We start from the raw sequence: 23,948 nt of genomic DNA on the forward strand, positions 1-23,948 counted from the left end.
AGAAATGAGGTGCGCGCGCGGGGCGGGCAACGGCTCCTTAAGTCCCGCGTGCGACGATCGGGGATCGTTGGGGATTTACCGTCTTGCCGATCGATCCGCGCCGTCTTCTGGGCTTGGCCTTCGCCAGCGCCGACCTTCTGGTCGAGCTGCATGGAGACCACGTGCGCCTGGCCTTGGGCGCGGCGCAGAAGGTCATGGGCGAGAGCGAGATGAGCCTGATGGGCCGGCGCTGGCGCGACCTGTTCCACGCCGACGACCAGCCGCTGGTGGACGCCATGCTGGCCTGCGCCGACGACGGCGTGCGCCGGGGTCCGGTGGTGCTGCGCTTGGCGCGCGCCGAACCGAGCCATGTCCGGGTCATCCTGCGCGCCCTGCCCGACAACGCCGGACGGATCTCGTGCGCCGTCACGGCCGCCCAGGCGACCAGCGCCCATATGGAGCCCGGCGGTCTGCCGCCGCGCGAATCGTTCGACGACATCGCCAAGGGCCTGTTCGAGGCCGCGCGCGTCACCGGTCTCGAGCTGGAACTGGCCATGGTCGAGTTCGCGGGTCTGGGCGCCATGCGCGAGGGCCTGACGCCCGAGGAAGCGGCCGCCCTGGACGCGCGGGTGGCTGGCGCCATCCGATCGGAATCGCACGGCGGCGCGGCGGCGACCCGTCTGTCGTCGGACCGCTTCGCCCTTTTGCGATCGCGCGACGACGGCAGCGAGAAGATGGTCAAGCGCCTGACCCGGATGGTCAGCGCCGAGGCTAGCGCCCACGTGGTGCCGCTGGAGGCCGGCGGCGGCTCGGCCCGCGCCCTGCGGGCGCTGCGCTACGCGCTCGACGACTTCCTGCGCGAGGGCCTCAAGGACATGCCGCCGATGACCCTGTCGGAGGCGATGAACCGCTCGGTCAAGCGCACCCTGGCCCGCGCCGGCGCGCTGGGCGTGGCGGTCAGCCAGCGCCGCTTCAGCCTGGCCTTCCAACCGGTGGTCGCCCTGGCCACGGGCCTGGCCCACCACCACGAGGTGCTGGTGCGCTTCGAGGACGGCGGCAGTCCCTTCGCCCTGATCCGCATGGCCGAGGAATTCGACCTGATCGAGGAGCTGGACCACGCGATCATCGAGCAGACGGTCAAGAAGCTGGCCAACGACCAGGACCGCAAGCTGCGTCTGGCGGCCAACGTCTCGGGCCGCACGATCGTCAGCGAGACCTTCGTCGACCACGTGGACCGCCTGCTGTCGAAATATGACGAGGCCAAGGGGCGGCTGATCTTCGAGGTCACCGAGACCGCCGCGATCGACGACCTGCCGCGCGCCAACCAGAACATTCAGAACCTGCGCAGCCTGGGCTCGCTGGTCTGTCTGGACGACTTCGGCGCGGGCTCCTCGTCGTTCGCCTATCTGCAGCAGCTGCGCCTGGACATCGTCAAGATCGACGGCCGCTATGTCCGCGAACTGGCCGACAACGGGCGCGACGGGGCCATGGTCCGCCGCCTGGTCGAGCTGTGCCGCGACCTGAAGATCCGCACCGTCGCCGAGATGGTCGAGACGACCGAGGTCGAGGAGATCGTCCGCCTGGCGGGCGTCGACTTCGCCCAGGGCTGGCTCTACGGCAAGCCGTCGGACAAGCCGATGCCGGCCCTGCGCCCCAGCGCGCCGGTCAAGGCCGCGGCGCGGCGCGCCGGCGCGGCGGAGAGCTGGGGCTAGCTGGCGCCCTCCGGTTAGGCCTTGCCGCCCTTGCTGACGATGTAGTCGTCGATCACCCGCTCCAGCACGGTCAACGGCATGGCGCCCGACAACAGGCCCGCGTCGTGGAACGCCCGGATGTCGAAGGCCTTGCCCAACGCCTTCTGGGCCTTGGCCCGGGCGCGCAGCCAGGTGATCTTGCCGATCATGTAGCTGCAGGCTTGGCCCGGCCAGACGACATAGCGCTCGATCTCGGTGATCGCGCCGCTTTCCTCGTCGCCCATGGTGTCGACCATATATTTGACGGCCTGCTCGCGGCTCCATTTCTTGGCGTGCATCCCGGTGTCGACCACCAGGCGCACGGCCCGGAACAGGGCGTCGTGCAGCATCCCCAGATGGCCGCGCGGATCGGTCTTGTAGACGCCCATCTCGACGGCCAGCTGCTCGGCGTAGAGCGCCCAGCCCTCGCCATAGCCCGAGAACCACACCGTCTTGCGGATCAGAGGCAGGGACGCCTCGTTCGACAGCGAACCTTGCAGGTGGTGGCCCGGAATGCCCTCGTGGGCCGTCAGGGTCGAAAGGTAGAACTTCGGCTGTTCCTTGGTGTCGCGCAGATTGATCCAGTAGATGCCGGGGCGTTTTCCATCCAGCGACGGCGAATTGTAGTAGCCGGCCGGCGCCCCGGCCTCGATGGCCTTGGGCACGCGGCGGATCTCCAGCGGCGCCTTGGGCAGCGCGCCGAAATAGGCCGGCAGCCGCTGCTGGATGAAGGCGACCTTGGCGTTCAGGTCCTGGATCAGCTGTTCCTTGGCCGCGTCGGTGTTGGGATAGATGTCCTGACCCAGCGCCCGCATCCGCTCGCCGACCGTGCCCTTGCTCATGCCGATGGTCTTGAACAGCTTGTCGGCCTCGGCCGAGATCGACTTGACCAGGTCCAGGCCCAGTTGGTGGATCTCGTCCGGCGTCATGCTGGAGGTCGTGTAGCTCTTCAGCGCCACGGCGTAGTAGTCGCCGCCATCCTTCAGCCGCCAGCAGCCGGCCTCGTGCGTGGCCTGGCCCCGGACGCTTTCCAGCAGGGCGATCTGGCGCTTCAGGGCCGGCAGCACCGAGCCCTCGTAGATGCGCGAGGCCTCGCCCGCCCAGTCGCCGGGGATCTTGTTCTCCTTGGCGCGACGGACGACCGACTTAACGATCGGCGCGTCGGCGGCCGGCGTCGCGGCGAACGCCTTCATCTGGACCAGGGCCTTGTCGATGACGAAGTCGGGCGGGATCACGCCCTGCGCCATGTCCCGGCGGGCGATCGCCGTCTCCTGGTCCATCAGCCGGGCGAAGCCCTCCATCCGCGCCAGATAGGCGTCGGCGTCGGCCTTGGTCTCGATCGTATGCTGGGTGTCCAGGAAGTCCGGCATCGACTGGTAGGCGCCGGTCAGCTGGCTCAGCACATAGGGCGCGCCGACGGCGCCGCCGCCATAGCTGAACTTGCGATTGGCCTCGTCCTGGACGGCCTGCAGGAACGCCACGGTGTCATAATTGACCGCGTCCATGCCCTTCAGCGTCGCGCGGTCGATGGCGCGCAGGGCGGCCAGCTGCTCGCGGTTCCGAAGCTCGGCGGCCTGGATCGCGGCGGACGAGCGGTCGCCCAGTTCGCTCTTGGTCCAGGCCAGCTCGCCGACGTCTAGGCCAAGGCCCGTCGTCGTCTCGGGCGACAGGCGCAGCTGCTGGGCCATGATCGCGTCGAGCAGGGCGTTCAGCCGGCCAACCTCGCCGGTCCGCGCCCGGGCCAGGGACGGCGCCCCCTCGACGGCGGCGACCCCCGCGGCGGCGGCGGCCAGCAGCATGTGACGACGATTGAGCACGGCTTTTCCTCCGAGGACGTGATCGGAGGCGAAAGCGGTCGGCCCAAGACTCCGAGGGCGGACTTAATTCCGAGTCATCGCCCCGCGTCCAGCGTTCCCCGACAATGCCTGGCGGTGTCGCCACTCACCCCAGGGTGACGAACAGTTCGTTCTCGATCACCCACTGCCCGGTGACCTTCTTCCAGGTGGCCAGATAGGTTCCGGACTGCTCCGGCGCGTCCTTCCAGGTTCCGACCCAGCGGCCGCGCTCGGCGGCGCGGGTTGCGTCGGCGTTCAGCTCGATCTGTTCGGTCGACCGGACATAGGCCACGAAGCCCCGGTCGGCGAACTGGCTGGCGAAGGCGGCCAGCACGTCCTCGGCGCCCAGCAGCAACGAGCCGTCGCCGGCGATCAGGGTGACGCGGGGATCGAAGAACGGTCGCAGGCGCGGCGCGTCCTTGGCCGCGATCAGCTTGTTGGTCAGCTTGCGGCGGGCGGCGATGGCGTCTTGCGGCGTGGTCATGGGTCTTCTCTGGCGACGCCGCCGATGTAGCTTGCCCGACATACGATCCGCAAACGGCGAGTCTCATGTCCGCTCCGACCCTGACCACCGCCCGCCTGACCTTGAGCCCGCCCGTCCTGGCGGACTTCGACGACAGCCGCGCCATGTGGGCCGATCCGATCGTCGTCCAGCACGTGGGCGGGCGGCCCTTCACCGACGAGGAAAGCTGGACGCGCCTGCTGCGGGCGCGCGGCCTCTGGGCGGTGCTGGGCTTCGGCTACTGGGCGGTGCGCGAGACCTCGACCGGCCGCTATGTCGGCGAGGTCGGTTTCGCCGACCTGCATCGCGACATCGCGCCCAGCCTGAGGGGCCTCCCCGAAATGGGTTGGGTGCTGGCGGCCTGGGCGCACGGCCAGGGCTTCGGGACCGAGGCGGTCCGCGCGGGCCTGGCCTGGATCGACCAAACCCTGGCCCCGCCTCGGGTGCCGTGCATCATCGACGCCGAGAACGCCGCCTCCCTCGCCCTGGCCGCGAAGGTCGGGTTCCAGATCCGGGTTCATACGCACTACAAGGGCGCGCCGATCGTGCTAATGGAACGCGCGCGGCCCGACGGGGGGACGGCTCGCGCGGCGACGTCATCGACGTGAGAGCACGCGGACCTCGCCCCCTCGGGGCCTCCTGGAACACACGAAGCCATGTTGCGAAGACTGCCCGTCCTGCTGAGCGCGCTCGCGGCGCTGTGCGTCGGCTATGTCGCCGTCCAGTCGCTGGTCGTGCTGCAGCGTCACTACAGCTGGCATGAGATGGACTGGAACGACGACGGCCGCACCACGCTGGCGGAGTTCTTTGCGTCGGCGCGGATCGACCGCTGGACCGTGGTTCGCGGCGGCTCGCGCTGCAGTCAGTACTACTCGACCCACGCCCTGACGGCGGTGAAGACCGTCTGCCCGACCGGCAGCGTCGCGGCGATCGCGAAGGACGCCGCCAACGGCGGCTGAAAGGCCCAAGGGCTGAAGCCGCCCCGGATCAGCTCTCGGTGCTGACCGTCCAGGTCGCGCTTTCGATGTTCTGGTGACGCTCCAGATGGGCGGTGATGGCGTCCAGGTCCTGGGTCTTGGCCGTGGTCGGCACCAGGATGGCGGCCAGCTCGACCACGTCGTCGCCTTCCGACAGGGTCTCGATCTCGCGGATCGGGTAGTGGTGGCGCTCCAGCTCCTCGAACAGCAGGTCGCGGGCCTCGGTGACGTCCTCGGGGCTGCAGACCACGTGGACGCGGTACAGGGCCTCGGCGCCCTCCGGCGTGATCGGCAGGCGGTGGATGTATTGCACCACCGGCCTCAGCAGGGTGTTGCCGGACAGGACGAAGGCGGTGACAAGCACGGCCTCGGCGAACTGACCCGCGCCGGCGAAGGCGCCCACGGCGGCCGAGGCCCAGAGGGTGGCGGCGGTGTTGATGCCGCGCACCTGCGTCCCCTCCTTCATGATCACGCCCGCGCCCAGGAAGCCGATCCCGGACACCACGTAGGAGATCACCCGCACCGAGCCGTCGGTCCCGGCCACGCGCATCCCCAGATCGACGAAGGCCGCCGAGCCGATCGCGACCAGCACATTGGTGCGCAGGCCCGCCGTGCGCTGGCGCCACTGGCGCTCGAAACCGATCAGCCCGCCCAGGATGAAGGCGGTCAGCAGGGCGGCGCCGGTCTTCAGGAAAACGGCGAAATCAAACGGCGGATAGAGATGCATGCGGACGGATCATGGCGAAGTTCGATGACGGCTTGGAGACGGCGCCGATCGGCCCCGCCCATGCTTCCACGCCGACTTGCCGGTGGGCAGTCCGGTATCGCGGTGCTAGAGCCCGTCCATGGTCCGCAAAATCTCCGCCAAGCTCGTTCCCGCCAAGGATCCGGCCGCCGAGGCCGATCGCGCCTGGTTCGAGGCCCAAGCCGATCGGCGCTTCCGCCTGCGCGATCCCGCGCCGCTGGAATTCAAGGACCCGCTGGGCGATCCCGGCGACGGCTTCTCGTGGCGGGTCCTGGTCGCCCGGCTGCCCGACGGCGGCCGGCTGCGCCTGCCGGTCTCGCTGTCGTGGGAGCTGCACAACGACCACGCCAAGGACCAGCATCTGCGGATCCTGTTCGACCAGATCGCTCCGCCCGAGGCCAAGGCGCGGCTGGGTTGACGAAACCGGGCGATCGCGCACCCTCGCGGTCATGATCCGCACCATCCTCGTCTGGGCCCTGGTTCTGGCCGTCGGCGCCTTCGCGCTGCAGTGGCTGGAGGACGAGTTCGTGATCGGCCACTTCGCCTGGCGCACCTATGTCGGCCTGATCGGCGTCGCCTTCGCCGCCGGCGGCGTCTGGGTCGGCTGGAAGATCGCCGCGCGACCTCGACCGGACGGCTTCCAGCGCAACGACGCCGCCCTGACCGCCCTGGGCCTGACCGGCCAGGAGATCCGGGTCCTGGAACGGCTCGCCGCCGGCCGCTCCAACAAGGAGATCGCCCGCGACCTCGGCCTCTCGCCCAACACCGTCAAGACCCATGTCGCCAACCTCTACGGCAAGCTGGAGGTCGGTCGCCGCACCCAGGCGATCGGCAAGGCGCGGGAGCTGGCGCTGATCCCCTGAACGCCCCGCTTGACGGTCGTCGAAGAGGGCGAAACGGTCGAATTCACCCTTTCGGGTGATACCCTCGCGGCCACCGGCCAGGGCAGCCTGGAGACGCGTCGCGAGGGGGCGGCGCGGAGGAGACTCTCATGCAACGCACCATCATGACTCATGGCCTGATCGCGGGCCTGATCATCGCCCTGGGCATCATCCTGACCATCGTCTTCCCGACCGGCCACAACATGTGGGTCGGCTATCTGATCATGCTGATCGGCCTGTCCACGGTCCTGCTGGCCATCAAGTCGCACCGCGACAAGGCCCTGGGCGGGGTCATCAAGTTCTGGCCGGCGTTCCTGATCGGCCTGGGCGTGGCCCTGGTCGCCTCGCTGGCCTACGTGCTGATCTGGGAGGTCTATCTGGCGGCCACCCACTACAGCTTCATGGACGACTATACGGGCCACATCCTGGCCAAGAAGAAGGCCGAGGGCTTGAGCGGCGCGGCCTACGCCAAGCTGGCGGCCGAGATGGCCCAGATGAAGAAGGACTACGCCAACCCGCTGAACCGCCTGCCCGAGACCTTCATGGAAATCTTCCCGGTCGGCGTTCTGGTGACCCTGGTCAGCGCGGCGCTGCTGCGTAATCCAAGGTTCCTGCCGGCGCGGGGCTAGAGCGCGTTAGGTTTAAGTGTGAGCGGTTAAACCTAACGCGCTCTAAGCATTTGATTCTGGAGCCTGTTTATCCGCTTCAAATGAGTCCATCTGAAGCGGACAGGCTCTAAGGTCTGGCCCTTCTCCGCGAGGAGGAGGGCCTCGACCTCAGGCGGCCTGCAGCTGCTGCTTGACCCGCTCGGCCAGGGTCTTGATGTCGATCGGCTTGGGCAGGAAGGTCACGCCGGTCTCGCCTTCCAGCAGGTCGCTGAACTCGGCCTCGGCGTAGCCGGAGATGAACATCACCGGCGCCGATCCCAGATAGCCCCGCGCCTTCTTCAGCAGGGTCGGGCCGTCGATGCCGGGCATGATGACGTCGGAGATCAGGAGGTCGATCGTGCCGGCGTTCTCCTCGGCGATCTGCAAGGCCTCCTCGCCGTCGCTGGCCTCCAGCACCTCGTAGCCCCGGGCGCGCAGCAGGCGGGCGGCGACGCCGCGGACGGCGTCCTCGTCCTCGACGAACAGGATGCGGCCGGCGCCCGACAGGTCGCGGGCGGCGCGCGGCTTGACCGGCTCGGCGGCGGCCTCGGCGGCCAGCAGCTCGCCCGCCGGCGCGTCATAGACCGGCAGGAAGATACGGAACGCCGCGCCCTCGCCCGGACGGCTGTGGACGTGGATCCAGCCGTCGCTCTGCTTGATGATGCCGTAGACGGTGGCTAGGCCCAGCCCCGTGCCCTCTCCCACCGGCTTGGTGGTGAAGAACGGGTCGAAGATCTTGCCCATCACGTCCGGCGGAATGCCCGGCCCGTCGTCGCTGACCTCGATGAAGGCGGTGTCGCCCTCGGCGCCGGGGAAGCCCAGCTGCACGGCCTCCTCGCGGGTCAGGCGCGCGGTGCGGATGCGCACGACGCCGCCGCCCTTGGCCGCCCGCACGGCGTCGCGCGCGTTGACGGCCAGGTTCATGACCGCCGTCTCCAGCTGACTCTTGTCGGCCCGGACGCGCGGCAGGTCGCGGCCATAGTCGGTGATCAGCTTGACGTCCTCGCGCAGCAGGCGGCGCAGCAACACCTCGAACTCGCTGATCAGCTCGCCCAGGTCCAGCACCTCGCGCTGGACGGTCTGCTTGCGCGAGAAGGCCAGCAGCTTGCGGACCAGGTCGGCGGCGCGCACCCCGGTCTGGCGGATCTCGTTCAGCCCCTCGTAGGACGGATCGCCGACAGGGTGGCGGTGCAGCAGCTCGTCCAGGCGCAGCTGGATGGCCGTCAGCAGGTTGTTGAAATCGTGCGCCACGCCGCCGGCCAGCTGGCCGATGGCCTGCATCTTCTGCGACTGGGCCAGCTGAAGCTCCATCTGCTTCTGCTCGGACACGTCGATCATGTAGGCCACTAGACGGCCTTCGGCGCGGTAAAGATAGAGGTGGGCGATGCGGCTGGCGTCCTGGGCCAGGCGCACCTCGAACGGGCCGGCCTTGCCCTCCTTCAGGCGAGTCTCGGCCTCGACGCGCGAGGCCGGATCGATCAGGTCGCCGAACACCATGCCCGCCTTGCCGCCGGTCATGGCGGTGAGAGCCGGATTGGTCTCCAGCACGCGCGACGTGAACGGTTCCAGGCCCTCCAGCAGGGCGGCGCCGAACGGCGAGGCGCCGGCGAAGGCGTCCAGCGAACTGGGCGGCGGGGCGGCCGGCTCGGCGACGGCCCCCGAGGCGGCGACGACGGGCGCGGCGGGCTCGGCCTCGGCGGGCGGGGCCAGGCGGATCAGCAGGCGCCCGCCGGCCAGGCGCGAGACCTTGGCCGTATGATCGACGCCGCCGGCCCGTAGCACGCCCTGCGCCATCTCGCCCTTGCGGGCCTGGACCAGGGCCGCGAACAGGCTGGAGCCGGCCACGCCCTTGGGCAGGCGGCGGGCCTCGCCCATCAGCTCGCGCCAGGCCGCGTTGGCGGCAAGCAGGCGACCGTCGGCGCCGGCCAGGGCCGACGGCTCGCCCAGCGCCTCGATGAAGCCCTCGGCCTGGTCGGCGTCGCCGCCGGACGCGGCCGAGCCCTTGATCGCCACCAGACCCAGGATCGCCACGCCGGCGACGCCCAGCAGCAGCAGCAGTCCGGCCAGCGTGGCGGGACCCGCCTTCAGCGCCGGCGCCGCCGAGAACGCCGCGGCGGCCACGAAAAACACCGCCGCGCCGACCAGCCACGGATCCAGGCGCCGACGCGGGGCGTCGGTGGAAGCTCGGTCCTGAAGCTGGAAATCGGCCATGGGCGGCTTGATACCTATGTTGCGGCGAGTCAGCGACTCACCCGCGATCAGAGAAAGGATAGCCTTTTCGCGACGCTAGGTCAGTTTTCACCAGACTGTCGCCTAAAGGGGACGGGCGCGGGCGGTCTGACGCTCCCGCGGCTTCTTCCCATTCATGATGAAGCTGATGACCTTGGCGACGGCCTCGAAGTGCTCGACCGGGATTTCCGCGTCGACCTCGACGCTGGCGTAGAGGGCGCGGGCCAGGGGCGGATCCTCCAGCACCGGCACGTCGTGCTCCTCGGCCACGGCGCGGATCTTCAGGGCCAGGTCGTCGACGCCCTTGGCCACGCACAGCGGCGCGGGCGTCTCGCCCGGCTCGTAGCGCAGCGCCACGGCGTAGTGGGTCGGGTTCATGACGACCACGGTCGCCTTGGGCACCGCCTGCATCATCCGCTGGCGCGATCGCTGCATCTGGATCTGCCGCCGCTTGCCCTTGATGTGCGGGTCGCCGTCCGACTGCTTGAACTCTTCCTTGACCTCCTGGAGGGTCATGCGCATCCGGCTCATGAAGCGCTGGCGCTGCAGGAACCAGTCGAAGCCGGCCGTGATCGCCAGGAACAGGATCACCGCCAGCAGCACCGACTTGGCCAGCTTCATGGCCTCGGGCAGCATGGCCGCCGGATCCATGCCGACCAGATCGCGCACCTCGCCGACATGCGGCTTCAGCACCATCCAGGCGATAAGGGCGGTGACCAGCACCTTCACCGCCGACTTGCCGAACTGGATCAGGCCATCGACGCCGAAGATCCGGCCCAGGCCCTGCAAGACGTTCAGCTTGCTGAAGTCTGGCTTCAGCTTCTCGGGCGTCAGCATGAAGCCGGTCTGGGCGACGTTGGCGGCGGTGCCGGCGGCGCCCGCCACGATCATCACCAGGATCAGCGGCGGCAGCGCCGCGTCGACGGCTCGCCGCATCACCACCATCGCCCCGCCGCTGCTCAGGTCGGTCGTGCCGGCGTGAGCGATGAACGGAACGAGCGCGTTGGCCAGGTCCCGGGTCATCCAGCCGCCGGCCAGCAGCACCACCGACACCACGCCCAGCAGCGAGGCCAGCTGCGGGATGTCGGCCGACTTGACGACGTCGCCCTTGGCGCGCGCGTCCGAAAGCTTCTTGGCTGACGGTTCTTCTGTTTTCGACTCGGGATCCGTATCGTCCGCCACGCGCGCCCCCTAGCTGAAGATCTCTAGGAGTTCGCGGTAGCGGTCGGTCCAGACCATGGCGACGCCGCCCAGCGACAGCGCCAGCAGGGACAGGCCCAGGATGACGCTGAGCGGCGAGGCCACGAAGAAGATCTGGAAGGCCGGCATGACCCGTCCGACCAGGCCCGTAGCCAGGTTGAAGACCAGCGAGAACACGATCACCGGCGCGGCCAGCTGCACGCCCAGCGAGAACGACTGCGCCACCGTCCGCACCGCCAGGGTGACGGCGTCGTTGACGGGCACGGCGCGGGTGAACGGGAAGATCGTATACGACTTGACGATGGCGCCGATGAACAGGTGATGCAGACCGGTGGCCATCACCAGCGTCAGGCCCAGCATCGACAGGAAGCTGGCGACCGCGGTGCTGGCCCCGGTCATCGATGGGTTCACGCTCTGGGCGAACGACAGCGTCGTCTGCATCGAGATGATTTCGCCGGCCGTGGTCAGCGAGGTCATGAACAGGCGCAGCACCGATCCGATCATCAGGCCGATCAGCAGCTCGTGGATCACCCCGCCCACCAGCCCGCCCAGGGTGGTGGGGATCGGCGGGACGGTGTTCTGGACCAGCGGCCCCAGGATCAGGGCCATCAGCAGGGCGAACGACAGGCGGATGCGCGGAGGCACCGACTGGTCGCCGATGCCCGGCATCGTCATGACCATGGCGCCCACCCGCGAGAACACGAGGGCGGCGACATAGACCTGGAACGCCGTGGCGAAGGAGTTCACCGCTAGGCCCCTGCCCGCCTTCGCCTAGAGGCCGGCGATGCGCGCGGCGATCTGGCGCATGAAGCCGCTCATCAGCGCCCCCATCATCGGCAGAAAGATCAGCAGCGAGACGAAGATGGCGACGATCTTGGGCGCGTAGACCAGGGTCTGTTCCTGGATCTGGGTCAGGGCCTGGAACAGGCCGATGGCCACGCCGACCACCAGGCCCACGATCAGGCACGGCGCGCACAGCTGCAGGGTCAGCCAGATCGCGTCCCGGCCGACATCAAGAACCTCGGCGCCCGTCATGAAAAGCCTCGTTGGAATCAGCCGCGGGGGCCGCGTGGAGTCGAGGCTGGAAGATGGGCGAAATATGGTTAACAGGGCGTTAGGGGTTTGACGCGCGAGCGGCTTCCAACGCCGGGCGCGACGCTCGGCCGCGAGGGCGTCCGCAAGACGCCCTCTCCCGTGGGACCGACCTTCTAGCGAATCCGGATCCGCACCGGGACCTGGATGTACGAGCCGGCGCGGCTCTTGCCGTCGGGGCCCAGCAGGTCGACCTGGAATTGCGAGGCCATCGACAGGGCGGCTTGGCCGACGCCCAGGTCGTTGGGGGTCTCGTCCTGGACCGTGCAGGCGGTCAGGCGGCCGTCATTCTTGACGTAGCAGTTCAGCAGGGCGACGGCGATCTTCGGCTCGGAGACCGGGGTCAGCAGGTCCGACGGGGCCTTTGCCGGCGCGGCGCTGGCGACGGCGGCGGCGAGAGCGAGCGAAGCGATCACGTGTTCATCCCTTTATTTGTCTTTTTTCGGCGAGCCCCGCCCGCCGCGTGTTCCATTTCGGATCAGACGGCGTGGGCCTGCTTGAGACGCTGCAGGCCCTGTGCCGCCAGATCGGTCAGCGAGCGCAGGCCCAATTCCGAGAACACGTCGAACGCGCCGGCCAAGGCCGCCCCGGCCCGGGCCAGGCGGCCATCGTCGCGACCGGTGATCTCGACCCGAGCCTCGTAGAGGCGGGCCAGGTTCATCTGGGCCACGGCCCAGCTGGCCGGATCGCGGCCGCCCGGCGCGCTGGCCAGCTCGGCCTTGAACGCCAGTTCGGCGGCGTCCAGCACGGCGAGGTCAGCCGTCAGTTCCGCGCAGCGCGCGAGGCACAGGGCGCGGTTGTTGGCGACCACGGCGCGCAGGGCCAGGGCCGGCTGCACCCTCAGAATGTGAGTGGCGCGGTCATAGGCCGAGACGGCCTGTTCGTAGGCGCGCTCATTGGTCGAGGCCTCGCCCAGCGCCTGCAGCCCCGCGCCCAACGCGGCCTGGGTCCGCGCCCAGTCCATCGGGCTGTGGTCCGGCGTGACGCATTCGGCGGCGGCGGTCAGCGCCGAGATCCCGTCGGCGATGCGCGACAGTTCGCCGTCCAGCTCGCCCAGCTGGACCAGGGCCGCGCCGCGCAGGCCTTCCAGCCGCGACCAGGCCAGGGGTTCGAAATCGGGATCCAGCGCCGCGGCGCCGGCCTTGGCCTCGGCGATGGCCGTTTCGGTCAGGGCGCGGTCCTTGAGCCGCGCGGCGCAGGCCAGCATCAGGTCGACGCGGGCCGCGCGCTGCTCGGCCAGCAGCAGGCGCGCCGGTCCGCCCTTGACGCGCTTGGCCGCCGCCAGGGCGCGCAGCGGCGCCTCATAGGCTTGAAGGGCGCTCAGCGCGCGGTCGAGATCGTTGGCGGCCAGGGCGGCGCGGCCCTCCAGACCGGCCGACAGGGCCAGGCACAGCGGACCGCGATGTTGCGCCGGCGTGAGAGCCAGGGTCGCCGACGCGGCGGCGATCAGCCCCTCGTCGCCGAACAGGTCCGCGCCCAGCATCGCCAGGACCGCCTGTTCGCAGCGGACGGCGGCCAGGAGGTCGTGACGGCGTTCGGCTTCCAGAATCTTGGCGGCCGCCTCGGCCTGGGCGGCGCCCTTTCTCAACGCGGCCGCGTCGCCGACCCGGCGGGCCAGCTCGCGCCAGACGACGGCGGCTTCCAGCAGGCGGCTTCCGCGATCCTTGGCGCCGATCCGGCCCGCGACGATATCGGCCGAGCGCGCTTCGTTGGTCAGCAGCCGCACATCCAGCAGCTCCAGCAGCGAGGTGTCGCCGCCGGTCAGGCCCTCGCGCCAACCGCCCTTGAAACCGCCCTCGGCCTCGCCGCCGAACAGTCGCTTCAGGTCCCGCCCGAATTCGAACATCGCTTCGCGCACTCCGCTCACGGATCGTCCCACGCCGGGACGTCCGACGAAGGTTCAACGCTCGAGGAGCAAAACCGGAGCCAGTCATTTTAACAAGTGGTTAACAGGTGTTTATAGGGCATTAACCATAAATATTTCCCATATTTTTACATTCGGTCCGCAAGGTCGGCCATTTTGGGCGACGATGTGCTGAACTGGCACGGTTCTTGCTTTGACCAATACAGATAAAGCCCCGCTTTAACTCCGTTCGTTAGAACTTTGTTCATCGAACTAAAAATGACGTTAACCATAAGTTTTAGGATTCTGTTTACTTTTCGTTCACGGGCGAATCGTCGCGGCGCTCTCCCCTGACCGGCGAAGCACGCTAGAAGGCGGGCGCATCGCCCACGTCCGGAGCTTGTTCATGGCCGCCGTCACTGTCTGGATCGCCAGCCTCTGCCGTCCCGATCCGGGCTATGGCGGCTGGTCCTGGGTGCGCAGGACCGAGGGCGAGACGGGCGCGGCGGCGATCAAGGGCGCGGCCGGCGGCGAGCGCCGCACGAACGGCGCGCGGATGAGCCTCACGGCCCTGACCGAGGCGCTGGCGGCGCTGTCGGATCTGCCCGCCGACGCCTCGGTGACCCTGCGCTTTCTCGATCCGGACCTGGCCGGCCACCTGGTCGACGCCCACGGCCACTACGCCACCGCCGAGGCCGACGCCTGGAGCGCCGCCCGCCAGGCCGTCGCCGCCCGCCCCATGCTGGAGATGGTTCCGGCCGCGCCCAGCGAACCGGCCAGCGGTTTCCTGAACGCCTGGGCCGAGTTCGGCCTGGACACCTCGCGGTCGCGGGGCAGCTTCAAGGCCGCCATCCCCAAGCCGAACCTGCTGAAGTTCCCGGGCTGAAGCCCCCTATCGCACGATCAGATCCGCCGTCGCCGCGTTGCAGGCGAACGGGATGTCGTACAGCGTCGCCAGCCGGATCAGCGCCTTGATGTCGACGTCGTGCGGCTGGGGCGACAGCGGATCGACGAAGAAGACCAGCACGTCCAGCCGCCCCTCGGCGATCATCGCGCCCAGCTGCTGATCGCCGCCCAGGGGACCGCTCTTCAGGCGCACCAGGTTCAGGTGCGGCAGCGCCTCCAGGATCCGGCCGCCGGTCGTGCCGGTGGCGAACAGCGCCTTGTCCTTCAAAAAGCCTTCGTGCGCCTCGGCCCAGGCGACCAGGGCGGCCTTCTTGTCGTCGTGGGCCACGAGACCGATGGCGAGGGGGCGGGACATGGACGACTCCGAAACAGGACGGCCGCGCGGTCAAGGCGCGCCCGCGCGGCGATAATGGGCGCCCGGCGGCGCCCGCGACTTGAGCACGGGACGCGGCGCGCGACTTTCCGCGCCCCCTCCCCTTGCATAGCGCGCGGCGAAGGTTCGTCCTACCGGCCTTGAACACGAGGGGAAGAGGGCGATGACCAAGCAAACCTTTGGCGAAACGGCGCTGGGACGCCGATCCTTCCTGCGCGGCGCGGCCTTCGTCGCCGCGGCGGCGCCGATCCTGACCGAAACCCATCTGGCCCTGGCGGCGGAGACCAAGGCCCCGCCGTCGGGCATGGCCCTGCACGGCCAGAGCCCGAACGTCCCGCCGCCCGGCTCGGTGCTGATCAACGCCAATGAAAACCCGCTGGGCCCGTCCAAGGCCGCGCTCGAGGCGATCGCGCGCGTGGCGCCGCTGGCCGGGCGCTATGATCTCAACGGCGAGACGGACCTGCTGGCGCGGACCTTCGCGGCCCAGAGCGGCCTCAAACCCGAGAACGTCACGGTCTATGCCGGCTCGTCCGAGCCGCTGCACTACAGCGTCCTGGCCTTCACCTCGCCCAGCAAGAGCTTCGTCACGGCCGATCCGTCCTACGAGGCGGGCATGTACGCCGCCATGACCAGCCGGGCCAAGATCGTCAAGGTTCCCCTGACGGCGGACTGCGCCCACGACGTCAAGGCGATGGTCGCCGCCGATCCGAACGCCGGCGTCATCTATATCTGCAACCCCAACAATCCGACCGGCACCCTGACGACCAAGCAGGACATCGTCTGGGCGCTGGACAACAAACCGGCGGGCGCGATCCTGCTGGTCGACGAGGCCTATATCCACCTGACCGACGCGCCGGACACGCTGGACCTGGTGGCGGCGGGCAAGGACCTGATCGTCCTGCGCACCTTCTCGAAGATCTACGGCATGGCCGGCATTCGCTGCGGCTTCGCCGTGGCGCGGCCCGACCTCCTGGCCAAGCTGGCGCCGTTCGGCCAGAACGCCATGCCGGTCACCGCCTCGGCCGCCGCCCGCGCCTCGCTGGAGGAGCCCGGCCTGGTCGCGACGCGCAAGAAGATCATCGGCGACACCCGCCGCGACACCCTGGGCTGGCTAAAGGCGAACGGCTTCAAGGTGATCGGCGACCCGCGGACCAACTGCTTCATGATCGACACCGGCCGCGACGGGCGCGGCGTCATCGCGGCCATGAAGGCCAAGGGCGTCTATATCGGCCGCACCTGGCCGATCTGGCCCAACGCCGTCCGCGTCTCGGTCGGCACGCCAGAGGAGATGGCCAAGTTCAAGGTGGCGTTCAAAGAGGTGATGGCCGCCAAGCCGATGGCGCTGGGCGACCATGTCCAGCACGCCGAGCTGAACTATTACGCGACGCTGTAGGGGCGACGCGCCTCGATCCCGCTCCCCTTGCGTGGCCCGGAGGGCCGCGCGAGGGGGCGCGTTGCGTCAGCTGAAGGGCCTTTCAAGCCCTCATCCGTCAGCTTCGCTGACACCTTCTCCCGCAGGGGGAGAAGGGGCTCTTTAGGGAGCCGACCCTGGTCGGATACTTCAAAGACCGACCTCCCCGGCGAATGCCGGGGCCCAGATTCATCTGAGGCGGCTGTAGGTGAGGCGACGTCGCGCGGCGCGCGTCGGACGGCGACCGGCGGGCTCGATCTGGATCCCGGCATTCGCCGGGAAGGTCGGATTTTGGGAAAGGCGAGAGACTGTTCGCGACCCCCGGGTAGCACGTTTAGACTTCTCGCTAGTGGCTGTCCGCGAGCCAATGTGGGGAGCGCGACGGATCGTATTGGGTCACCTGATATTCCGGTCCGATCTCACGCGCGATGGCGCCGCCAAGGGTGATTGTTCCTTCGTGCGAACAGTAAACGATCCACTCATTTCCAGGAGCGGTCCAGAAGCCCTCTGCGCCGGTGTAGGAGAGCACTGCCGCCGCTCCGTCTAGCTCGTAGCTCTCGTCGTATTCGCGAAGCTCGATCACCCGCCTAACGGCGTTCGCGGAAAAGAACTTCTTGATCCGCGCCTGCAATTGAACGTCGTCGACACGGTCCAACTCTAGGGCCACAAGGGAAGCATGGGTCTTTTCGGAAAGCGGATACCAATACCCGTCGGGGGCTCCCCAAGTCGCTGCGATCGCCTCACGCCATTGATGGACCGCCCTAGCATCTAGAACGCGGCGGTAGAATAGCGGCTTCACCTGGGCCAGTTCCGACGCGGTCACGCTCATGAAGAGCGACGCCAGGACCTCGCGCTCGTCCGCCATAGCGCGTTGCTGGATTGGGTTTGCCATCGGTCTTGTTCGATCCGAGGTCGCATTGCGCGCGAGATGGACGAGAAGCGTGCGAAGTTGTTCGCAGTCGGGAAGCGCGTCGGCGTCTAGCGTCTCAATATGGTCGAGCACCGTCTGTGCGACATTATAGCGAGGAAAGACCGCATAGGCCTCATCCGTGTAGTCGGGCCCGTCTCGATCACGGTCGCCCCGTACCATCAGCGAATAGATGTCGGCCCAATGGTCGAACCGCTCCATGCAGGTGCGACGCGCGAACGTTTGTAGTTTTAGCGCCGCGTCCATGCGAAATCTCCCGTCCTCGATGCACCTCGAGGCTTATCGCTCATCGGTCAAGCCTAACTTTCGGGGCGTCCCCGACCCCCCGCCTCGCCCCTCAAAGCGTCCGCTCTCCGGCGCCAGATCCTTGCCGCTGACGCCCCCCCTACGCCCGCTCCTTGGTCCGCTCGAAGCGGACCTTCGGGTACTTCTCGGCGACATAGCCGATCTCCCAGGCGCTCTTGCCCAGGAAGACCGGGGCCTCGTCGATGTCCTGGCCCATGGCCGACTTGTGCTTGCTCACGAAGTCCTCGACGTCGGCGCGGTCGCCGACCAGCCAGCGGGCCTCGGCGTAAGGGCTGTTCTCGAAGATCACTTCCAGCTGGTACTCGTTGGCCAGGCGGTCGGCCATGACCTCGAACTGCAGCTGGCCCACGGCGCCGACGATGAAGTCGCTGCCGATCATCGGCCGGAACAGCTGGGTGACGCCCTCCTCGGCCAGGCCTTCGAGCGCCTTCTTCAGGTGCTTGGCCTTCAGCGGGTCCTTGACCCGCACGCGGCGCAGGATTTCCGGCGCGAAGTTGGGTAGGCCGGCGAAGCGCAGCAGGCCGCTCTCGGACAGGCTGTCGCCCACCCGCAGCACGCCGTGGTTCGGGATGCCGATGACGTCGCCGGCATAGGCCTCCTCGGCCAGCTCGCGGTCGGAGGCGAAGAACATGATCGGCGCGTTGACGCTCATCTGGCGGCCGGTGTTCTGGGCCTTCAGCTTCATGCCGCGCGTGAACTTGCCGCTGGTCAGGCGCAGCATGGCGATGCGGTCGCGGTGATTGGGGTCCATGTTGGCCTGGACCTTGAACACGAAGCCCGAGACCTCCTTGTCGCCGGGTTCGACCTCGGCCGGCTCGCCGCCCTTCTCGGCCTTCATGGTCTTGGGAGCGGGGGCGTAGGCGCCGATGCCGGCCAAGAGCTGCTTGACCCCGAAGTGGCGCAAGGCCGAGCCGAAGAACACCGGCGTCATGTGCCCTTCCAGGAACGACTGGAGGTCGAACGACGGATAGCCGCCGCCGACCAGCTCGGCCTGCTCTTCCAGCTCGGCCTTCTCGGCGTCTTCCAGGAACTGGCTGATCGAGTTGCCGTCGAAGGCGACCGGCTCGGGATGGCCCTCGTCGTCGGCCGCGCCGCCGGTCCGCTTGGCGTAGGGGATGAACGCGCCCTCGCGCAAGTCCAGCATCCCCTTGAAGCGCCCGCCCGAACCGGCCGGCCAGTACAGCGGCGCCGGATCCAGGGCCAGCTTCGAGGCGATCTCGTCCAGAAGCTCGATCGGATCCTGGGCCTCGCGGTCCATCTTGTTGATGAAGGTGATGATCGGGATGTCGCGCAGGCGGCAGACCTCGAACAGCTTCAGGGTCTGGGGCTCGATGCCCTTGGCGGCGTCCAGCACCATGATGGCCGCGTCGGCGGCGGTCAGGGTGCGATAGGTGTCTTCCGAGAAGTCCTCGTGGCCCGGCGTGTCCAGCAGGTTGAACATCTTGCCGTCATGGTCGAACGTCATGACCGAGGCGCTGACCGAGATGCCGCGCTCGCGCTCGATCTTCATCCAGTCCGACCGGGTGCGGCGGTTCTCGCCCCGCGCGCGCACCGCGCCGGCGGCCCGGATCGCCCCGCCGGCCAACAGGATGTTTTCCGTCAGGGTCGTCTTGCCGGCGTCGGGGTGACTGATGATGGCGAAGGTGCGCCGACGGGCGGCCTGAAGAGCGGTGGGAGAGGTCATGGGCGCGGGGTTAGCTTCCCGCGCCCGTTTTGTCACCTTCCGCCGCGTCGCGGCCCTTTAGAACTTGGCCGACAGACGCGCGTACCAGAGGCCGCCATCGGTGTCGTAGGGGGCGTTGCGCGAGTAGATCAGGCCGCGCGAGGCCTGGAACGTCGCTTCGTCCGGATAGGTGTCGAAGAGGTTCTCGGCGCCCACGGTCAGCTTCAGCGCCGAGGTCAGCTGGGCGCTGACCGACAGGTCGACCAGGGTCTTGGCCCCGAAGGTCTGGATGAGGTCGGCCGCGCCGTTTTGCTGGGCGTCGGTCCATCGGCCCGACCAGCGGACGCGGACCAGCCCGCTGATCGGACCGCGCGCATAGTCGAAGCTGAGATTGGCGGCGTGTTCCGGGAGGCCGTCCTGGATGTTGATCCGGGCCAGGCGCGAGACCTCGGTGGCCTTGGAGCGGGTCACCTGGGTGTCGTTCCAGTTCCAGGCCGCCGTCAGACCGCCATGGCCGCCCCAGAACGCGCCGCGCCACGAGACCACGGCGTCGACGCCCTGGGTGGTGGTGTCGAACGAGTTGGTGAAGTAGCTGACCGTCGTCAGGCTGTCGGCGCCGGGGATCCCCGCCGCCACCAGTTGCGCCCGCAGGTCGCTCGACACCGGGAAGTTCGGCGACACGGCGAAGCGGTCGTCGACGTCGATGTGGTAATAGTCGATCGAGCCGGTCACGCCTTCATGCCGGAAGACGAAGCCGAACGAATAGTTTCGCGAGGTCTCCGGCTTCAGCGGCTTGCCACCGAGCGCGACCGAGATCGGATTGACCGGCGACAGGCGGCCCGAGGTGAACAGCAGCAGGGTCGTGGTGTTCAGGCCCTGCGAGGTGCGGGTGTTGTTGATCTGACCCGCCGTCGGGGCGCGGAAGCCGGTCGAGGCGGCGCCGCGGAACGCGAAGCCCGGAGCGAACTCCCAGCGCGCGGCCACCTTGCCGTCGGTGGTGTCGCCAAACTCGGAGAAGTGCTCGTGGCGCACGGCCAGATCGACGTCGAACCGGTCGCTGAACGGCAGGTCGAGATCGCCATAAGCCGCGTAGCTGGTCTGGTTCCAGGAACCGGCCTGGCTGGGCGCGTAGCCCGGGAAGCCGTTCGAACCACTGGGCAGACCCGCGGGCGCGCCGGGGCCGACGTCCCACGAATAGCGGTCGCCCGCTTCGATCTTGTAGGTCTCCTTGCGGGCCTCCAGGCCGAGGGCCAGGTTGGCCGGCTTGGCCAGGGTCGGCAGGTCCAGCGGACGCGAGACGTCGAAATTGGCCGTCTCTTCCTGCTGGATCAGCGAGCCGTCGTCGAAGCGGGTCGGCGACTGCGGACCGAACGAGGCGTTGATGCTGTTCTTCAGGAAATAGTCGACCTTGTCCCGACCCCAGCCGGCCGACAGGTCCCACGCCCAGCCCAGCGCGTCGCCGCGCACGCCGCCGTTGACCGAGGCGTTGGTCTCGTCCTGACCGAACTTCGGCGAGAAGCCGGCCGGATAGAGCTGGCTCAGCGACCAACCGGGGAAGACCGGGCTGGTCTTGTAAGAGGTGTCGTTGGACGGGTTGCGCCAGTTGAAGTCGGTGACGCCGTGCAGGTCGCTGTAGGTGGCGAAGCCATAGGCCTCGACCGCGTCGGTGATCGGCAGGGTCAGGTTCAACGAGCCGCGCCAGACTTCACGGTCGGGCTGGCCCCAGCGCTGCACGGGGTTGGGAACCTTGATGCCGGGATTGGCCGCCTGGAAGGCGATGGCGTCCGGACGCTGGCGGGTGCGCGAAGTGGCGTCGGCGTTGGTGTAGTCGATCGCGCCGACCAGCACGCCGCCCTTGTCGCCCAGCTTGACGCCGTAGCGCGCGCCGACCTCGGTCTTCTGGCCGTCGCCGGCGTAGTAGCGGCCGGTCTGGGCGTAGCCGTCGAAGCCGGTCTTGTCCGACAGGATGATGTTGATGACGCCGGCGATGGCGTCCGAGCCGTACTGGGCCGAGGCGCCGTCGCGCAGCACCTCGATGCGGTCGATGCCGCTGGTCCCGAGCGCGGCCAGGTCGACGCCCTGCTGACCGCGTCCGCCCAGCACCGCCGAGCGGTGGCGGCGCTTGCCGTTGACCAGCACCAGGGTCTGGTCGGGCGAGAGGCCGCGCAGGGTGGCGGGACGCACGAAGGCCTGGCCATCGGCGGCCGGCAGGCGCTGGACGTTGAACGACGGGGTCGTCGCCGCCAGCTTGTCCATGATCTCGTCGGAGACGATGCTCTTCAGCGCCTCCTGGCTGACCACGTCGACCGGCGCGGTCGATTCGAAGGCGGTGCGGTCGACCCGGCGAGTGCCGGTGACCACGATGGTGTCGACCTGAGTCTCCGCCGTCTCGGGCGCGGCGGCCGGAGCGGCTTCGCGGGCCTGGACTTGGCTGGAGATCGCCAGGGCGAGCACGCCCCAAGCCACGGTAGACAACAGTTTCATCGGACGCCCCGAGCAATTGAACTTCGGCGCGGGGTAACGAGCGTGCTTGTCGGATCGGCGACGGTTCGATGAAGTTCCGAACACCAAGCCGCTTTCGCGGGCAAACGACGCCAAGGAATGCGTCAAAATCCCCCTATTCGAAGAGTGGGTTTGGAGTCATGCTTCCCGGATCGCGTATCGACGGCGTCAGATCGTCGAGCGGATGGAGGAAATGGAAAGATGGCCCTGCTTGACCATCATCGTGCTCACGGCCGGCAACACCCAGCCGGCAGCGCCCTGTGCATCGGCCTCACGCTGGCCGGCCTGACCGCCCTGGCGGTCGTGCTCAGTTGGATGATGACGTTCGTCGGCTCGTAAGCGCGAATCGAACGCAAGCGCCGGACGACGGCGTCAGGCGGCCAGTCGCCGCCAGACCTGCCGATCGGCTTCGAGATTGGTCAGGGCGCCGGACTTCTGGCGCTCTAGCAGCGTGCCCATGACCTCGATGCCGAGCTGGGCGTAACGCACTTGCACGTCCGCGACCCGGCAGCCGCGTCCGGGCGCGACGAACAGCGCCGCGTTGATGTCCGGCGCCTTCAGCACCATCAGCGCCGCCAGCCGCGAGACCTTTTCCACGTCCTTGTGATGCAGCAGCGGCTCGGCGGCGAACAGCTCCCGGCCCAGTTCCGAGACATAGTTCAGCGAAAGCTTCGCGAACCGATCGCGCGTCATCGGCGGCGTCAGTTCGTTGGCGTCGAAGCTGAGGACGACGTCATTCATCAGGAAAAGCATGATGGATACTGGACTGGCTGTGCGTCGCGGCGGGCGCGTTTCAGGAACCCGCCCAGAATGCCCCGGCGCGCTTTAGGTCCGGTGTAGGAACAGAGTTAACGCCGCGCATGGGTGGCGCCGTCCACAGGCGTTCCACCTGAAAGACGTGAATCAGGCCTCGACGGCCTCGGTCAGGAAATGACGGCCGTCCTTGTCCTCGATCTCGATGATCCAGAGGTCGGGGTCGATCCGCGCCGCCCGCTGGGCATAGGCGTCGAGGTCGGGCTCGAATTCCGACCGAACCGGCTGCATCCAGAAGCGCTCGCCATCGCCGCGCGTGGCCTCGCTGTAGAGGCGCGCGGTTCCGGCCCGTCGGTCGACAACCTTCACCAGCACGGCGCCAGCGCGGGCGTCGCCCTTGCGGGCGACCATGGCGAAGGCGCCGCCCAGCTCGGCCCGGCGGATCAGCGCCCCGACCCAGATGTCCGTGGAAAGTAGCATGATAACCGAACCGCAACCCGAGCTCGTCTAGAACCCGCTTCCTCGAAGAGCTTCACCCATAGGCCAATGACGTCCGTTCAGCATCATAAAGGTCGCGCGCGCCGCTGGATCGCGGCGGCGCTGGGCCTCTCGGCCCTGGCCGCGCCGGCCGCGTCGATGGCCGCCAACGCCGGCGACCAGCTGTACGAGCGCACCCTGATGACGGCCGCCGACGGTCGCTGCCGCCTCTTCGCCCCCGCCATTTCCGCCGCTCTCGACGCGGCGCGAGCCCAGGCGCGCGGCGCGACCCTGCGCTCGGGCGCCAGCGAGCAGCAGGTCCAGGCCCTCGAGCAGCGCGCCCGAGCCAAGGCCGACGGCGCGGCCTGCAATTCGCCGGACCTGACGACGGCCGCGACCCGCGTGAAGAAGGCGTTCGAGGGCTACGCCCAGATGCAGACCATGACCTATCCGGGCGACGTGGCCTCCTGGAAGGCCGAGCGGGCGGTGTCGGCGACCATCCCCGTCTGGCGTCTGTCGCAGCTGTCGGCCTTCGGCGCCGATCGGCTGATGTTCGGCCTGGCCGGGCGCGCCAAGGCCGTGACCGCCGTGGCGACCTTCGAGAACGGTCAGCGCCCCTACGCGGCCCGGATCATCGTGCGCGACACCAATCGCACCCAGGGCCCCTATATCGACCCGCGCGGCGGCCGGGCCCTCAGCGCCAAGGTCGCCCCGCGCAACGCCAGCCTGGTCTTCACCGCCGAAACCCGCGAGGAGGCGCCGGCCACCCTGCTGCCGGTCGGCGCCAAGACCGGCCTGGCGTTCCGCTTCCCCACGGCTGTCGCCGACGCCATGTCGGAGCTGGACCCCCGCGAGGCCGTGACCGTCGAGTTCGCCTTTCCCGGACGCGGCGACGAAATGACCCGCCGCGCCTATGTCGAGGTCGGGGACTTCGCGGCCGGTCGGGCCTTTCTGCGTTAGGACAGCGCG

At 68.7% G+C, this 23,948-nt stretch carries 25 protein-coding genes; 10 read left to right on the forward strand and 15 right to left on the reverse strand.

Going from position 1 to position 23,948, the window contains the following annotated elements; genetic code table 11:
- Window positions 1-83: 83 nt before the first annotated feature.
- The gene (locus tag OR37_RS17275) at window positions 84-1,691 is read left to right on the forward strand and encodes an EAL domain-containing protein (protein WP_004622797.1); all 1,608 of its coding nucleotides are present in this window, start codon (window positions 84-86) and stop codon (window positions 1,689-1,691) included.
- Window positions 1,692-1,705: 14 nt separating this feature from the next.
- On the opposite strand, the gene OR37_RS17280 is transcribed toward OR37_RS17275, so the two are convergent.
- Window positions 1,706-3,526, reverse strand: a complete 1,821-nt coding sequence (locus OR37_RS17280) for a DUF885 domain-containing protein (protein ID WP_004622799.1) — start codon at window positions 3,524-3,526, stop codon at window positions 1,706-1,708.
- Between the two features lie 124 nt (window positions 3,527-3,650).
- Entirely contained in the window at window positions 3,651-4,028 is a 378-nt protein-coding gene (locus OR37_RS17285; RefSeq protein WP_004622802.1) for a nuclear transport factor 2 family protein, read from the reverse strand.
- Window positions 4,029-4,093: 65 nt separating this feature from the next.
- Between OR37_RS17285 and OR37_RS17290 the strand changes: the two genes are divergently transcribed.
- Complete coding sequence (locus OR37_RS17290) at window positions 4,094-4,654, forward strand: GNAT family N-acetyltransferase (protein ID WP_004622804.1); 561 nt, start codon at window positions 4,094-4,096, stop codon at window positions 4,652-4,654.
- Window positions 4,655-4,702: 48 nt separating this feature from the next.
- Complete coding sequence (locus OR37_RS17295; protein WP_004622805.1) at window positions 4,703-5,005, forward strand: hypothetical protein; 303 nt, start codon at window positions 4,703-4,705, stop codon at window positions 5,003-5,005.
- Window positions 5,006-5,033: 28 nt separating this feature from the next.
- On the opposite strand, the gene OR37_RS17300 is transcribed toward OR37_RS17295, so the two are convergent.
- Entirely contained in the window at window positions 5,034-5,750 is a 717-nt protein-coding gene (locus OR37_RS17300) for an MgtC/SapB family protein (RefSeq protein ID WP_004622808.1), read from the reverse strand.
- A 118-nt stretch (window positions 5,751-5,868) separates the two neighbouring features.
- On the opposite strand from OR37_RS17300, the gene OR37_RS17305 reads away from it, so the two are divergent.
- The 3 genes from OR37_RS17305 to OR37_RS17315 all read left to right on the forward strand — a co-directional run bounded on the left by OR37_RS17305 (window position 5,869) and on the right by OR37_RS17315 (window position 7,278).
- Window positions 5,869-6,186, forward strand: a complete 318-nt coding sequence (locus OR37_RS17305; protein WP_004622809.1) for a hypothetical protein — start codon at window positions 5,869-5,871, stop codon at window positions 6,184-6,186.
- Window positions 6,187-6,217: 31 nt separating this feature from the next.
- Entirely contained in the window at window positions 6,218-6,631 is a 414-nt protein-coding gene (locus OR37_RS17310; protein WP_004622811.1) for a response regulator transcription factor, read from the forward strand.
- 128 nt (window positions 6,632-6,759) lie between these two features.
- On the forward strand, window positions 6,760-7,278 hold the full coding sequence (locus OR37_RS17315) for a DUF4199 domain-containing protein (protein ID WP_004622813.1): 519 nt from the start codon (window positions 6,760-6,762) through the stop codon (window positions 7,276-7,278).
- A 147-nt stretch (window positions 7,279-7,425) separates the two neighbouring features.
- Here OR37_RS17315 and cckA read toward each other — a convergent pair whose 3' ends face one another.
- From cckA to OR37_RS21185, 6 genes are all read right to left on the reverse strand, one after another.
- Window positions 7,426-9,507, reverse strand: a complete 2,082-nt coding sequence (gene cckA / locus OR37_RS17320; protein ID WP_004622814.1) for a cell cycle histidine kinase CckA — start codon at window positions 9,505-9,507, stop codon at window positions 7,426-7,428.
- Between the two features lie 102 nt (window positions 9,508-9,609).
- On the reverse strand, window positions 9,610-10,707 hold the full coding sequence (gene flhB, locus OR37_RS17325; protein WP_004622817.1) for a flagellar biosynthesis protein FlhB: 1,098 nt from the start codon (window positions 10,705-10,707) through the stop codon (window positions 9,610-9,612).
- Window positions 10,708-10,716: 9 nt separating this feature from the next.
- On the reverse strand, window positions 10,717-11,472 hold the full coding sequence (gene fliR, locus OR37_RS17330; RefSeq protein ID WP_004622819.1) for a flagellar biosynthetic protein FliR: 756 nt from the start codon (window positions 11,470-11,472) through the stop codon (window positions 10,717-10,719).
- A gap of 24 nt (window positions 11,473-11,496) precedes the next feature.
- On the reverse strand, window positions 11,497-11,760 hold the full coding sequence (fliQ, locus tag OR37_RS17335) for a flagellar biosynthesis protein FliQ (protein ID WP_004622821.1): 264 nt from the start codon (window positions 11,758-11,760) through the stop codon (window positions 11,497-11,499).
- A 173-nt stretch (window positions 11,761-11,933) separates the two neighbouring features.
- Window positions 11,934-12,233, reverse strand: coding sequence for a hypothetical protein (locus OR37_RS17340; RefSeq protein ID WP_004622823.1), 300 nt, complete (start codon window positions 12,231-12,233; stop codon window positions 11,934-11,936).
- 62 nt (window positions 12,234-12,295) lie between these two features.
- Complete coding sequence (locus OR37_RS21185; RefSeq protein ID WP_081612984.1) at window positions 12,296-13,675, reverse strand: hypothetical protein; 1,380 nt, start codon at window positions 13,673-13,675, stop codon at window positions 12,296-12,298.
- A 391-nt stretch (window positions 13,676-14,066) separates the two neighbouring features.
- On the opposite strand from OR37_RS21185, the gene OR37_RS17350 reads away from it, so the two are divergent.
- Window positions 14,067-14,546, forward strand: coding sequence for a hypothetical protein (locus OR37_RS17350; RefSeq protein WP_004622826.1), 480 nt, complete (start codon window positions 14,067-14,069; stop codon window positions 14,544-14,546).
- A gap of 6 nt (window positions 14,547-14,552) precedes the next feature.
- On the opposite strand, the gene OR37_RS17355 is transcribed toward OR37_RS17350, so the two are convergent.
- Entirely contained in the window at window positions 14,553-14,921 is a 369-nt protein-coding gene (locus tag OR37_RS17355; RefSeq protein ID WP_004622828.1) for a methylglyoxal synthase, read from the reverse strand.
- 181 nt (window positions 14,922-15,102) lie between these two features.
- Between OR37_RS17355 and OR37_RS17360 the strand changes: the two genes are divergently transcribed.
- Window positions 15,103-16,332, forward strand: coding sequence for a pyridoxal phosphate-dependent aminotransferase (locus OR37_RS17360; RefSeq protein ID WP_004622830.1), 1,230 nt, complete (start codon window positions 15,103-15,105; stop codon window positions 16,330-16,332).
- 364 nt (window positions 16,333-16,696) lie between these two features.
- On the opposite strand, the gene OR37_RS17365 is transcribed toward OR37_RS17360, so the two are convergent.
- The 3 genes from OR37_RS17365 to OR37_RS17375 form a co-directional block, all read right to left on the reverse strand.
- Complete coding sequence (locus tag OR37_RS17365) at window positions 16,697-17,524, reverse strand: hypothetical protein (protein ID WP_004622832.1); 828 nt, start codon at window positions 17,522-17,524, stop codon at window positions 16,697-16,699.
- 139 nt (window positions 17,525-17,663) lie between these two features.
- Window positions 17,664-19,268 (reverse strand): peptide chain release factor 3, encoded by a 1,605-nt coding sequence (locus OR37_RS17370; protein ID WP_004622834.1) that lies wholly within the window; start codon window positions 19,266-19,268, stop codon window positions 17,664-17,666.
- 57 nt (window positions 19,269-19,325) lie between these two features.
- Window positions 19,326-21,731, reverse strand: coding sequence for a TonB-dependent receptor plug domain-containing protein (locus OR37_RS17375; RefSeq protein WP_004622836.1), 2,406 nt, complete (start codon window positions 21,729-21,731; stop codon window positions 19,326-19,328).
- Between the two features lie 219 nt (window positions 21,732-21,950).
- On the opposite strand from OR37_RS17375, the gene OR37_RS21510 reads away from it, so the two are divergent.
- On the forward strand, window positions 21,951-22,088 hold the full coding sequence (locus tag OR37_RS21510) for a hypothetical protein (protein ID WP_004622838.1): 138 nt from the start codon (window positions 21,951-21,953) through the stop codon (window positions 22,086-22,088).
- A 33-nt stretch (window positions 22,089-22,121) separates the two neighbouring features.
- Here the strand turns inward: OR37_RS21510 and OR37_RS17380 are convergent, their stop codons facing one another.
- Entirely contained in the window at window positions 22,122-22,502 is a 381-nt protein-coding gene (locus OR37_RS17380; protein ID WP_004622839.1) for a hypothetical protein, read from the reverse strand.
- 150 nt (window positions 22,503-22,652) lie between these two features.
- Entirely contained in the window at window positions 22,653-22,982 is a 330-nt protein-coding gene (locus OR37_RS17385; RefSeq protein WP_004622840.1) for a DUF1491 family protein, read from the reverse strand.
- A 66-nt stretch (window positions 22,983-23,048) separates the two neighbouring features.
- Between OR37_RS17385 and OR37_RS17390 the strand changes: the two genes are divergently transcribed.
- Window positions 23,049-23,939: a hypothetical protein gene (locus OR37_RS17390; RefSeq protein WP_004622841.1), complete on the forward strand. Its 891-nt coding sequence runs from the start codon at window positions 23,049-23,051 to the stop codon at window positions 23,937-23,939.
- Window positions 23,940-23,948 lie beyond the last annotated feature (9 nt).

The organism is Caulobacter vibrioides OR37, from assembly GCF_000372645.1.
GTDB classification, from domain to species: domain Bacteria; phylum Pseudomonadota; class Alphaproteobacteria; order Caulobacterales; family Caulobacteraceae; genus Caulobacter; species Caulobacter vibrioides_E.